Raw genomic sequence first — 12,837 nt, forward strand, 5'->3', positions numbered from 1 at the left:
TTTCTCTCCTATTTTTCAAGGAGAGCGTATATACTTTCTAATAGAGTGATGGGAGAAAAGCTGACATTGAAAGGGGGAGGAGAAGCGAATGACGTATGATTTTTTGATGAAGCTGGGGATAGCGATGTTTCTGGGCTTGCTGATCGGGATGGACAGACAGCTCAAGCATAAGCCGCTTGGCGTGAAAACAAGCATGGTCATATCAGTGGCGAGCTGCCTGATTACGATTGTCTCGATTGAGTCGGTACATCGGTTCTCCTTGCCTGGACACACCAACATGGACCCGCTGCGCCTGGCCGCGCAAATCGTGAGCGGCGTCGGTTTTCTCGGAGCTGGCGTGATTTTGCGCAGAAGCAACGATGTAATCTCCGGGCTGACCACGGCTTCCATGGTCTGGGCTGCCTCCGGACTGGGTATTGCCGTAGGGGCGGGGTATTACTTTGAGGCGGTGACAGCGACCATCCTGATTATTTTGGCGATCAACCTGTTTCCGCTCATTCTCAAATGGATCGGTCCCGAGTCTTTGCGGCAGCGGGATTTGTCGATCAAGATTGTCGTCGAAGGGGGCGGCGATCTGGACGGCGTTTTCAAACAGATCAAGCACATCGACCTGCAGGTAAAACGGGTCAAGGTCAAAGACCTGGACAACGGATTGCAAAAGTTGGAAATGATGATTACCGCTTCGGAAAACACATATACGACCGACATTTACAGCTTGCTGAAAGCTGTCGATCACGTCATTTCTGTTGAGGTAGAGAGTAGATAAGGGGTAGAAACAAAGACCGTAGCTGACCGTTTGCAGATGGCGCTGCGGTCTTTTTGCATGCGAGGAACACTTCTGCTCTTGATAACAAGAATGAAAATCATTATCATTTTAAATGAATACGTCTGCTCTCATTCCAAAATGGAAAAAGTGGACATGATAAAAGAGGCAATCATTCATAGAGGAGGATGCGAGATGGAATTTCGGATCGAAAAAGACACGTTGGGTGAAATGAAAGTGCCTGCGGACAAGTTGTGGGGGGCGCAAACGCAGCGCAGCTTCCAAAACTTCGAGATCGGCGAGGAGAAAATGCCGCTTGAGGTCATCCGCATGTTTGCCATCCTGAAAAGAAGCGCGGCCCTGGCGAACCAAAAGCTGGGCAAGCTGGACGCGGAAAAGGCCGAAGCGATCGTAACGGCAGCCGACGAAGTCATCGCCGGAAAATGGAACGAGCACTTCCCGCTGGTTGTTTGGCAAACCGGAAGCGGCACCCAATCCAACATGAACGTCAACGAAGTCATCGCTCGCCGCGCCAACCAGTTGCTGGAGGAAAAAGGCAGCAGTGCGCGGATTCACGCCAACGACGATGTGAACAAATCGCAAAGCTCCAACGATACGTTCCCGACTGCTATGCACATGGCGGGACTGGTAGCCATTGAGGACCAAGTGCTGCCTGCCCTGGCGCTGCTCAAGCAGACGCTCAAGGAAAAAAGCGAAGCCTACATAGACATCATCAAAATCGGCCGGACGCATTTGCAGGATGCCACCCCGCTGACACTGGGCCAGGAAATCAGCGGCTGGGTGCGTATGTTGGAAAAAACAGAGAAAATGATTCAGGAAAGCAACGAATATTTGCGTGAGCTGGCGATTGGCGGTACAGCCGTCGGAACCGGCATCAACGCCCATCCGCGCTTCGGTGAAATGGTCGCTGCGGAAATCAGCGAAGCGATCGGCAAAAAATTCGTGACCGCCGAAAACAAATTCCACGCGCTGACCAGCCACGATGAGCTTGTTCACGTACACGGAGCGTTGAAGGCGCTGGCAGCCGACCTGATGAAAATCGCCAACGACGTCAGATGGCTGGCGAGCGGACCGCGCTGCGGCATCGGCGAAATCGTCATCCCTGCCAACGAGCCGGGCAGCTCGATCATGCCAGGAAAAGTCAACCCGACACAAAGCGAAGCGATTACGATGGTGGCGTGCCAGGTGATGGGCAACGATGCCGCGATCGGCTTTGCCGCAAGCCAAGGGAACTTTGAGCTGAACGTGTTCAAGCCTGTCATCATCTACAACTTCCTGCAATCGGCCCGACTGCTCGCAGACGCCATGAAGTCGTTCAACGACCATTGCGCGGTCGGCATCGAGCCGAACTTGCCTGTCATCCAGGAAAACCTGAACAACTCCCTGATGCTCGTAACCGCGCTGAACCCGCATATCGGCTACGAAAACGCAGCGGCAGTAGCCAAGCTGGCGCACAAAGAAGGCATCACGCTCAAGCAAGCGGCTATCAAGAGCAGCCTGCTGACCGAGGAGCAATTCGACCAAATCGTGCGTCCTGAGCAGATGATTCATCCGAAGGAATAGTGGGATTCACAGAGCCGATGATGGCAAGAAACAATAAAAATTTTGGCTGCTAGGCCACTTGGCTGACTCCATTCATAGGCGTCAGTTTTTTTTATTATTCTCTCTCAGTGATCGCCTTTCACTGTAGAACTGAAACACTCGTTAGTTCTCAGTGGAATGTAGATTACTAGGACGTGTCTGAAAACTAAAGAAAATGTGGTATGATTTAGGAAAAACGAATGGAGCAACGAGCATGATTCAAAGACGGTACGAAATAAACGATGAACAGTGGGAACAAATTCAGGACATGTTCCCCCCCTATCGAACAGGACGTCCGTCCAAATTAAGTAATCGTACCATGTTTAATGCCATTCTTTGGATTGCCCGAAGTGGTGCGGCTTGGCGAGATTTGCCGGAAGAACGTTATGGTTCATGGAAAACGGTCTACAGTCGCTTCTGCAAGTGGAGAGATACCGGATTACTTGTCGCCATCTTCCAAGCTCTTCACGTAGAACCTGACTTTGAAAACTTGAGCATCGATTCTACATCGGTCAAAGCTCATCAACACAGTGCGGGTGCTAAAAAAACGCAGAAGGACACGAAGTAAATCAGCACATAGGCGTCAGCCGTGGCGGAAAGACAACCAAACTTCATACCGTCGTCGATGGATTAGGGAATCCCCTCGCTTTTCTTCTCACGGGGGGGCACGTCTATGATTCCGTTCCAGCGATCAATTTGCTTCAAGGGTTTGATCTTACGGGAAGCCATATTGTTGGTGACAAAGCCTACGGCTCAGAAGGCATTCGGCATTGGATTACGGCTAAGCAGGCAGCGTACACCATCCCGCCTAAAGCGAATAATAAAAATCCTTGGAAAGTGGATTGGTACCGCTATAAAGAACGGCACTTGGTGGAGTGCTTCTTCAATAAAATCAAACATTTTCGACGAATCGCTACTCGTTACGACAAGCTGGCCAAATCATTCCTAGCGTTTGTATATGTCGCGTCCATCTTTAAACTAACTCAATAATGAGTTTTCAGACACATCCTAGTATCGAGGCTCTATACCGTGGGAAGGATTTCAAAAACTTTTGCCGCTTTGTATCATTTTAGAAAAAAGGGTTTTTTTAATGTAATTCCAAGGATTTGGGAGTATATTATCATTTTTTGGAATTAATAGCTGGAATTGGATGAAAAATGCTTTTTTGGAGTTGGAAAAATATTGTATAGCATTGGTACACTTCAAAGTAAGGTCTACGAAAAGAGAGATAGAAAGAGTAGGAATAAAAGTTGCGTGAGATCATATCGAATCGAAAAGAGGTTATAAAAATGAAAAAAGCTTTTAAAAGTACTGCTGCAGTGCTCTCCTTAACCCTTGGAATCACTGGTGTTTTGCCTGTAGCTAATATAGCTAATCAAAGCGCATACGCCGCAAGTAGCGACGAGTACATTGTACTTGGGTCTTATTATCTTTCAAAAGATCAAGTAAAGTATATGGCCAGTATTATGAGAGGTGCGACAAGTGGAGGTGCGACAATTGCTGAAACTCTGATCGGGTTTTTAGGGCCTGGAGCAACAGTAGCAATGGCGGCTACAGCACTTTCTGCTAATGCACAACTTCAAAATGAAGTATTGTATGCAGCAGATCATAATATGAGGGTTCAGGTTGTGGTTAAAGATAAGAAAGTGCATACTTCATATTCAACTGTTGTAACATTTACAGCGGTAAAATAATAGAGAGAATGTTAGCTGTCGTCGTAGTAACAAATCTGGCTTCGACCTTTTTCAAACTATATTCTTCTATCTCTTGATATCCTCATTTTCTAAGACCTGAGATGTTTCTTAAAACCATCAACTCGTTTCGAAGTTTTCATAGTAAAGGAGCCCCTTTTTGCTCCAAGATTTTTCGGAGATAAAAGTGTATTGGGGCTCCTTGCTTTTTTCTACAATGGAATAAACATACTACACAGGAAATTACCTCTGTGGATCGAAGTAATGGAGTAACCATTCCTTGATGAACAGAGGTTTTTATGCGTCCAAAAAATCGAATTATTCCCCAGAATCACATGACCCGACAAGAGATTGCGGAAGAGTTAAACAGACGTGGTGTGAGAACGACAGACCGCAATGTTCAAATGCTTTACGAGCGTTATCTTACTCTCCTTGGAGCCAGTGTAGACCAACATATACGCGAAGTGTTGCATCATGTAAGTTCACAAAACGGAGGATTGATGCTTTCCATGGATGGTGTGCAACCAAAAAAAGGGAATGAAACTTTATATGTCATCCGTGAAGTGTTTAGTGGGACGGTACTAGCTGCCAAGAATCTGAAAAGCGGATCATCAGAGGAACTACAGAACCTGATTCGCCCTATCGTAGAATTGGGTTACCCTATTATTGGCATTGTAAGTGATGGGCAACAATCCATTCGACTAGCCTTTGAAACATTGCTCCCCGACGTCCCGTATCAATACTGCCAGTATCATTATCTGAAAGACATCGCTAAACCGGTTATGGACTTGGACCGAAAACTTAATAACTTCGAAGAGCATTACAAAGAAGTATGAGCGTCCAACTCTGAGCGGCTACCTGAATCAACCACTTTTGGACGCGGTTTCGCTTTTTCCCCGGAGCCGGGCAGTCCAACCCCCAGCAGGGAGCCCAAGAAGCTACAGCGATTTCGCCTCTTTCCTCGCCCACCGAAAGTCCCGATCAAGCGAACTACATCGTAGCAACAACTTACATCATCCTCCCAAGCCCCTACCCCGCATCCCACTGCCAGAATTAATCTCTCCCACGCACTCTTTAGATTTTCTTTAAACATTTTTGCTATAGTGGTCAGTAATGACTCAGATTCGTGCGGAGGTGCAGCCGATGAGAATATTAATCGTAGACGACGCCCTAAGTATTTTTTTTCGTTCGTTTTTTGAAATATTTTGGGATTTTGATTTTCCGAGACCTTTAATCCTTCCGTCTTCATAAACTCTTACATCGAGATCGCTGACCTTAACCATGTCAAAACTAACCTCTTCTTCAATCTCTTTAAAGTCTTTGCTGGCAGCACCTACAGTAAATGGGATCAAGCTAGTCAGTGTAACAGTTGCAACTAGAGAAGCTATGATTTTTTTCTTGAAAAGGGAAACATTTTGAAAACCTCCTAATGTATGGTATATTTGGACCGTAACCATATTATGGAAATGTGTCAATATTTGTAAAATGAAGGGGATATGTAAATGAAAAAGAAAAAACTTATTGTTTTTTTGGGTACATTGTTTCTTGTAATGATGGGGCTTTTACTAATATGGAGTATTTATTTTAAGGAAAAGACAGTAGCCATCGTAAAAGTAAAAGAGGTTAGCAATGACTTCATAGTAATTGAGGATCAGCTCAACGTGAAAACAACTATTGATGTCCCGAAGGTTATTACGAAATTAATTAAAGCGAACGAAGAATATTTTGTAGAGTATGAGTCTAGCTTTATAGGATTGCCGAAACTTGTTTCTATAGAACCCCTAAACGAAAGATGAAACCACTAGCGTTGCATTAATGTTGTCGAAATAACCAAAAAACTTTGTATTTACGCAGGACACAAAAAAATCCTTTACAGAAAAACCATCCAACTGACTCCAGCGCGTGTTCATGACCGGACTCAACTTGACACGCTTGTAGACAAGCCTGGTACGACGTATGTGTTTGATCGGGGATTTGTGGACTACGCCAAGTTTGACGCGTTCTGTGAACGCCGGATCTTCTTCGTTACGCGAGCAAAGAAGAAGGCAGCGATTCGCTATCTGTTTGATCATCCTGTTTCCGAAGGGAGTTCCATCAAAAGGAATGGTTATGTACAAATAGGGACACAGCAAAATCGCATGAACCATGTCCTTCGCCTCATCGAGACAACCGATTCACAGGAAAATCCCTTCTGCTGATTACGAATCGATGGGAGTTATCTGCCCAAGGGATCAGTGAGATGCATCGAAGTCGCTGGGCCATTGAAATCTTTTTTAAATGGTTGAGGCAGCACGTGAAGATTACTTCGTTTTACGGGAAAAGCCAAGAAGCCGTTCTGAACCAAGTTTTCATTGTGCTGATCGCCTTTTGCTTACTTTTCTTGGTCAAAATCTTCTCCGCTGGCCAAGCGAGCTTGTTGCAAGCCTACCGGTGGTTACGTGTCATGCTCTGGGAGGATAGCCAAATTTGGTGGGAGCGATTAACGTCGAAGCGAAGAAAGCTTGATACATAAACGGGAAAGAACCTGTTGTGTAGCATCTAGTATAACTGCATATAAATACCAAAATGGACGGAACTACCTTTGTGGGTCACTCCGTTCTTTCGCCATTTGAAAACGAAGAACAAATTCAGAAAAATCAGATTTTTATCCTGCGCTCCCAGGTGGTTGAAGAAGAAGAGAGTCATATGAAGAGAAAGGCTCTAATTTTAAGGGGTTAAACCGTTTTTCGTGTGCTGTGCTTCCCCTTGTTTTGTCCCAGCACCTATGTTTACACTAAATAGAATCGATTAAACCAATCTATCGAAAGAGAAGGTGATTCTCTTTGCTCCATAAAGCACAGGAAGTTTTGCAAAAATACTTTGGCTACGAATCATTTCGCGAAGGACAAAAGAAGATTATCGAGAGCCTGCTGGCAGGCCATGACACGATAGGCATCATGCCGACCGGCGGTGGAAAATCAATCTGCTATCAAGTACCGGCCATGCTTTTCGACGGCGTAACGATCGTCATTTCGCCGCTCATCTCGCTGATGAAGGACCAGGTAGATGTGCTGGTCAACATGGGGATTGCGGCGACACAGATCAACAGCTCGCTCGACTACAGCGAGGTGCGCGAGCGCTTGCGGATGGCGGCGCGCGGGGAGTACAAGCTGCTTTACATCGCTCCTGAGCGGCTGGAGTCGGAAACGTTTCAAAATTTGATCCGCAATGTGCCGATTTCGTTCGTCGCTGTCGATGAGGCGCACTGTGTCTCGCAATGGGGCCACGATTTCCGCCCCAGCTACCTGGAGATCGCCCGCTTTTTGCGCACGCTGCCAGAGCGTCCCATCGTCGCAGCCCTGACAGCGACGGCGACGCCGGAAGTGACCGCCGATATCAAGCGCCAGCTTTCCCTGGAGGATGAGCGTCTCTTTATCACTGGTTTTGGCCGCGACAACCTCATCCTGTCGGTGCGCAAAGGAGAAAACCGCCGCGGTTTTATCCAGGCGTATTTGAAAGCCAACAGGCAGCATGCCGGAATCATCTACGCCGCCACGCGAAAAGACGTCGATGCTCTGCACGCCGACCTTGCGAAGCGCGGCTTTTCGGTCACCAAATACCACGCCGGGCTGTCAGAGGAAGAGCGGGCGGCGAATCAGGAAGCGTTCCTGTTCGATGACGTCCGCACGATGGTCGCGACCAATGCATTCGGGATGGGCATTGACAAGTCCAATGTGCGCTACGTCATCCATTACAACATGCCGAAAAACCTGGAGGCGTACTACCAGGAAGCGGGACGCGCCGGGCGCGATGGCGAGCCGAGCGAGTGCATTTTGCTGTACCAGCCGCAGGACATCCAGACCCAGTCGTTTTTTATCGAGCAAAACCAGTTGACCGACGAACGCAAGGAGCACGAGTACAAAAAGCTGTATGCCATGGTCGACTACTGCCGGACGCCGCGCTGCCTGCAGCAGTACATCGTGCAGTATTTCGGCGAGGCGGATGCGCCTGAGTGCGGGCGCTGCCACAACTGCACCGATGAAACCGAACTGACCGACATCACGCTCGAAGCGCAAAAAATCTTTTCCTGCGTCAAACGGATGCGGGAGCGCTTCGGCGCGGCACTGGTCGCCCAGGTACTCAAAGGCTCGAAAAACAAGAAGGTCACGCAGTTCCGGTTCGATCAGCTTCCTACCTACGGGTTGATGAAGGAGTACAAGGAAAAAGAAATCGCCGACCTGATCCAACTGCTCATTGCCGAAGGATACTTGCAGGTGACGGAAAGCCAGTACCCGACTGTGAAGCTGGGAGAGCGGGCGCTGCCAGTGCTCAAGGGCGAGGAGCGCGTCGTGCAAAAAATCTCGCTCCGCCCTGTGGCGCTCGCAGAGGACGACGAGCTGTTCGAGCAGTTGCGTGCGCTGCGCAAGGAAATCTCACAGAGCGAAGGCGTGCCGCCATACGTCATTTTCCACGACAGCACGTTGAAGGAAATGAGCAGCCTCTGCCCGACCGACAAGCAGGCGATGCTCAAGATCAAAGGTGTGGGCGAAGCCAAGTTCGACAAGTACGGCCACCTCTTCCTGGAATGTTTGCAAAACTACGCCGCTGTCAAGCCGTGACGGTCACTGTCACGGCTTTTCGCTATTGTAGCGGTGGTCAAAACAAAAGCCGTGACGCTGACTATCACGGCTTTTGCTACTTTATGCACTGGCGCCATCCACTCACGCACGCAGCAGTCTTCTCTTTCCCCCGCTTTAGCCCGCGATTCGACTGCGATGCTTCATCAGATACAGCAGAAAAGCCAGAAGCAGCAACCCTTGGGCGACGATAGCAACGGAGATGGAGGCGCCCAGGAATACGACCAGGTAGTAAATCCCCGACCCGGCAGCCATCAAAAAGTTTTCGATAAAATTTTGAATCGCAATCGTCTTGCCGGAGCCGACCATCTTTTTGCCCTCGTCCTGCAAGATCGTATTCATCGGAATGATGAACACCCCGCCCATGAACCCGACCAGAAGCAGCAGGCAGATCGCAATGACTGTCACGTGAATCCACGGAAACAACACGATGATGAGAAACATGCCGAAGCCGTAGCCGACTGAGCGGGTGAACCGGGACAGCGGAATCAGCCGCGGGGCGAGAAAAGCGCCGATGATGATCCCGATTGACGTCGTAGCCAGGATCAGCGAGACGGAAAAGCTTTGCGGGTTAATCCCGAGTGCGGCGGGTATCCAGGCCAGCACGGCGACCCGCAGCACAGCCGAGCTCATCCAGAAGGCCCCGGTTCCGATCAGCGCAAAGCTCGTTTCCGCACGGTTCATCAGGTGCTGGAAGTCGATGAAAAAGCGGCGTGCTTCCGTACCGTAACGAATCGAGGCGTTCCCCCGGATGCGCGGGATGAAAAAGGTCATGCCCAGCGACAACAGGTAGAGGGCAAGACAGATGCTCGAAGAGAACAGCGGCGCTGTCATGGAGGCGATCGCTCCGCCCCCGCCGATTCCGGTCAAGATCGCGACGATCGTGTACGCCTCAATCCGCGCGTTGGCCTGGAACAGCTCCTGTTCATTGCGAGTCAGCTCCGGCAGGATGCCGTACTTGGCAGGCGAGTAGACAACCGCGCCGACCCCCACCGTAAAGTAGCAGAGCATCAACAGCAAAATGCTGGAGTGATCGATGACGAACAGCAGCACGACACCGAGTGCTTTTATCAGGTTGCCGATCACCAGAACGAACGATTTGGCGTGTTTGTCGGCAAAAGGCCCGACGAGCGGAGCGAGAAAAACGTACGGCAGAAAAAAGGAAATGGAAACGAGTGCGAGCATTGCGGGAGAAAAGCCGTTCTCCCGCAGCAGGTTGGCAATGACAAACAAAATCATGTTGTCGGCAAAGGCCGAGAGAAATTGCGTGAAATACAAGGCTTGCAGCGGTTGTAGTCGCATCTTCACATCAGTTTCCTCCACTTTCCGCCAGTTGCTTCAGACTGACGTAGTCCGTTTTTCCGCTCCCGAGAAGTGGCAGAGTTTTGATGACCTGCATCGTGCCGGGAATGAGCAGCGGCGAGTATTGCTTTTCCGTCAAATACGCGCGCAGTTGACTGAGCTGAACGGTTTCATCTGTAGTAAACAACAGGACGCGCTCGCCTTTTCGCTGGTCGTTGACGGTGATCGCGGCAAAGCCGGAGTGACCGAAGCATTGCATTGCCAGCTCTTCCACCAGATTGAGCGACACCATCTCGCCGCCGATTTTGGCAAAACGTTTCAGGCGAGACTGAATGCTGAGAAAGCCTTCCTTGTCAGCCGTCACCAGATCGCCTGTGTGGTACCATTCCCCGGCGGGCACGAAGCCTTTGCCGTGAATCAGGTAGCCTTTCATGACGTTCGGGCCTTTGACGAGCAGCTCTCCGCCTTCGTCAATGCCTGCGACCGGGTCCAGCCGATAGCTCATGCCGGGCACGAGTCGACCTACTGTTCCAGGCTTGTTGGCGAGCGGCGTGTTGAGCGCGAGAATCGGAGCGGTTTCGGTCGCGCCGTAACCTTCGAAAATCCGCACGCCGAACTTATCCATCCACAGCTTGCGCACATCGTCCTTCAGCTTTTCTGCGCCTGCAAACACGTAGCGCAAAGAGTAGAAGTTGTACGGGTGCGCCATCCGTCCGTAGCCAGCCATGAACGTCGAAGTCCCGAACAAAATGGTCGCGTTCTGATCGTACACCAGCTCCGCAATCGCCTTGTAGTGCAGCGGGCTCGGATACAGATACACCGGAATGCCCTTGATGATGGGCAAAAGCGTGCCAGCAGTCAGTCCGAAGCTGTGAAACATCGGCAGCGCGTTGAAAAACTTGTCGCGGCTCGTAATGTCGATCATGCTGGTCACTTGCTGGATGTTGGCGTACAGATTGGTGTGCGTCAGCACGACGCCTTTTGGCTTGCTTTCGCTGCCGGAGGTGAACAGAATCAGTTCATTGGCACTCTTCGCGGCTTTTTTCTTTGTCATATACGCGGTGAGGGCAGCCAGCTTGTCAAAAGCGGTGGCCGATGCTTTCAAATCTTCCAGGTAAATAATCTGGATGCTCGGCGAAAGGCCCGCGATAATGTGCTCCAGCTTGCCTTTTTCGATGAAGGCGCGCGAGGTCAGGATCGTATCGATACGGGCTGTCTCGCAGCAGTCGAGCAGCGAACGGATGCCGAGCGAAAAGTTCAGGATTGCAGGTGTTTTCCCGATGCAAAACAGCGCCAGCAAAGTAACCAGGTGCCCGACCGAGTTGGGGAGTAATACGCCGACGACCGGTTTCCCCATTAAGGGCTGTTGCAGTTTGTTGCCGAGCAGATAGCTGCCGATGAGCAGGGTGCGGTAATTGATGGCCGAGGTCAAGTCTTTGGCGATCTCCATTTTCGGCCCGTTAAGGCGGGCGGCTGCCAGCGCTTCATCGAACAGGTTGACGTTTTGCTTCATCCGGCTTTGGAACAGCTCCTCCTGCATCGTGCGCAGGATCAGGTCGTTGGCGGCCGTCTTTTGTTCACGCATCGAGCGGTTTTCGTCGCGCGGGATGGTGAACGGCGTGCCGACTGTCATGGTGACGGCAGGAAACAGCGAGCGGCGCAGCTTGCCTTGCAAATAAGAGAAGATCGAGCGCTCCAGGCCGTTGATCGCGATCGGGTAGACGGTTGCGCCTGTTCTCATGGCGAGGTAGCCGACGCCGCTGTAAATTTTCATCAGGCCGCCCGTTGTGGTGATGCGGCCTTCCGGGAAAATCACCAGCGTCTCTCCTTTGCGGATGACCCGCAGCATGTGGCGGATCGAGTACGGGTTGAGCGGATCGATCGCGATGTGCTTGCGGAAGCGCAGGAAAAAGGCAAACCGCTTGGCGATCCCGGTGTTGACGACAAAGGTAGCTCCCGTAGGCAAGCAAAAGGAAAGGAGTACCGCGTCGAGCAGGGAGACGTGATTGGGAATGATAAGTGACGGCTTCGTCAGGTCGATTTTGTTTACACCGTGAATGCGAGGCCGAAACCACAGCAGCAAAATCATTTTCAGGAAGGCATGAATGAGGACCATGTAGACCACACCTTTTCAAAGGATAATGGCGTTGCTTTATAGTCCTCATTGTAAGGAGTGGGGGAAGTAAAAAAAGTACCAACATTCATTGGTACCTGGTCATAATACCTAGAATAGCTTTTTCTGGCTCGCTTTTGCGGCCGCTTCTTTGCTCGTTTTGACGCCCATTTTTTTCAGGATGCGGTTGATGTGGTTTTTGATGGTCCGCTTGGTGATGTGCAGGGACTGCTCGATTTGCGTCTGCGTCTTTCCCTGATGGATCAGTTGCAGAATGTCCTTCTCCGCGGGGGAGAGCAGCTTCTGGTTTTCTTCGTTTTTCAGGCGCAAAAACTCGTTGCGCAAAGCAGCCGCTGCTGTCGGGTGAATCGCCGACTGGCTGTTGTGGGCAGCGCGGATGGCGTCGGGAATTTCCTTGAAGCTGGACTTGCTGATGTAATTGACGGCGCCAGCAGAGAAGGACTCGACAATCACATCCTCGGCGGTCAAGGACGTGAGCATGATGATTTTACAGTCTGCCTCAAGCGCAATCAGCTCCATCGCGGTTTCGATTCCGTCGAGGTTGTTTTCGGTCAGGTTGATGTCCATCAGGACGACGTCGGCTTCTGCCGCCAAAAAGCGCTCGGTCGCTTCCGCCTTCGTGCCCGCCTCGCCGACGACGGTGAGGTCTGCTTCTTTGTTCAGGTAGTCGACCAGTCCTTTTCGCCAGACAGGGTCGTCCTCGACGAGAAATACTTTGATAGTCTCCAT

General features: G+C 50.4%; 11 protein-coding genes and 1 pseudogene. 9 read left to right on the plus strand and 3 right to left on the minus strand.

Translation table 11 applies throughout. The features are described from left to right. The first annotated feature begins 88 nt into the window (after positions 1-88). From BA6348_RS04035 to recQ, 9 genes and pseudogenes are all read left to right on the plus strand, one after another. Positions 89-766 (plus strand): MgtC/SapB family protein, encoded by a 678-nt coding sequence (locus BA6348_RS04035; protein ID WP_007778358.1) that lies wholly within the window; start codon positions 89-91, stop codon positions 764-766. A 192-nt stretch (positions 767-958) separates the two neighbouring features. After that, entirely contained in the window at positions 959-2,347 is a 1,389-nt protein-coding gene (gene fumC, locus BA6348_RS04040; RefSeq protein ID WP_005830113.1) for a class II fumarate hydratase, read from the plus strand. Between the two features lie 232 nt (positions 2,348-2,579). Beyond that, positions 2,580-3,355, plus strand: a protein-coding gene (locus tag BA6348_RS04045) for an IS5 family transposase (RefSeq protein ID WP_170206163.1) whose coding sequence is annotated in 2 segments (ribosomal slippage) — positions 2,580-2,907 and positions 2,907-3,355 — 777 coding nt in all. Because the reading frame shifts where the segments join, the coding sequence is not laid out codon by codon here. Between the two features lie 299 nt (positions 3,356-3,654). Next, entirely contained in the window at positions 3,655-4,059 is a 405-nt protein-coding gene (locus BA6348_RS04050; protein WP_005830112.1) for a hypothetical protein, read from the plus strand. 296 nt (positions 4,060-4,355) lie between these two features. Then, complete coding sequence (locus BA6348_RS04055; protein WP_174768828.1) at positions 4,356-4,892, plus strand: hypothetical protein; 537 nt, start codon at positions 4,356-4,358, stop codon at positions 4,890-4,892. A gap of 666 nt (positions 4,893-5,558) precedes the next feature. Next, complete coding sequence (locus tag BA6348_RS04065) at positions 5,559-5,852, plus strand: hypothetical protein (RefSeq protein ID WP_007778365.1); 294 nt, start codon at positions 5,559-5,561, stop codon at positions 5,850-5,852. Positions 5,853-5,945: 93 nt separating this feature from the next. Then, a complete protein-coding gene (locus BA6348_RS27935; RefSeq protein WP_371861791.1) occupies positions 5,946-6,254 on the plus strand; it encodes a transposase in 309 nt (102 codons plus the stop codon). After that, a pseudogene (locus tag BA6348_RS27940) lies at positions 6,227-6,568 on the plus strand (transposase); the annotation flags it as partial. The gene BA6348_RS27935 and the pseudogene BA6348_RS27940, both read left to right, overlap by 28 nt. Positions 6,569-6,878: 310 nt before the next feature. After that, complete coding sequence (gene recQ, locus BA6348_RS04080) at positions 6,879-8,654, plus strand: DNA helicase RecQ (RefSeq protein WP_122952843.1); 1,776 nt, start codon at positions 6,879-6,881, stop codon at positions 8,652-8,654. A gap of 135 nt (positions 8,655-8,789) precedes the next feature. Here the strand turns inward: recQ and lplT are convergent, their stop codons facing one another. The 3 genes from lplT to BA6348_RS04095 form a co-directional block, all read right to left on the minus strand. Continuing rightward, positions 8,790-9,980 (minus strand): lysophospholipid transporter LplT, encoded by a 1,191-nt coding sequence (gene lplT / locus BA6348_RS04085; protein ID WP_007778375.1) that lies wholly within the window; start codon positions 9,978-9,980, stop codon positions 8,790-8,792. Between the two features lies 1 nt (position 9,981). Then, entirely contained in the window at positions 9,982-12,090 is a 2,109-nt protein-coding gene (locus tag BA6348_RS04090) for an AMP-binding protein (protein WP_122952844.1), read from the minus strand. A 108-nt stretch (positions 12,091-12,198) separates the two neighbouring features. Then, a complete protein-coding gene (locus BA6348_RS04095) occupies positions 12,199-12,837 on the minus strand; it encodes a response regulator (protein WP_005835181.1) in 639 nt (212 codons plus the stop codon).

Origin of the sequence: Brevibacillus agri (assembly GCF_004117055.1) — a bacterium.
GTDB lineage: Bacteria > Bacillota > Bacilli > Brevibacillales > Brevibacillaceae > Brevibacillus > Brevibacillus agri.

Bases quoted from the DNA above. Each gene is read 5' to 3' on its own strand.
- BA6348_RS04055 (WP_174768828.1), top strand. From the start codon at position 4,356: ATGCGTCCAAAAAATCGAATTATTCCCCAGAATCACATGACCCGACAA.
- BA6348_RS04065 (WP_007778365.1), top strand. From the start codon at position 5,559: ATGAAAAAGAAAAAACTTATTGTTTTTTTGGGTACATTGTTTCTTGTA.
- BA6348_RS04035 (WP_007778358.1), top strand. From the start codon at position 89: ATGACGTATGATTTTTTGATGAAGCTGGGGATAGCGATGTTTCTGGGC.
- fumC (WP_005830113.1), top strand. From the start codon at position 959: ATGGAATTTCGGATCGAAAAAGACACGTTGGGTGAAATGAAAGTGCCT.
- BA6348_RS04050 (WP_005830112.1), top strand. From the start codon at position 3,655: ATGAAAAAAGCTTTTAAAAGTACTGCTGCAGTGCTCTCCTTAACCCTT.
- BA6348_RS04095 (WP_005835181.1), bottom strand. From the start codon at position 12,837: ATGGAGACTATCAAAGTATTTCTCGTCGAGGACGACCCTGTCTGGCGA.
- BA6348_RS04090 (WP_122952844.1), bottom strand. From the start codon at position 12,090: ATGGTCCTCATTCATGCCTTCCTGAAAATGATTTTGCTGCTGTGGTTT.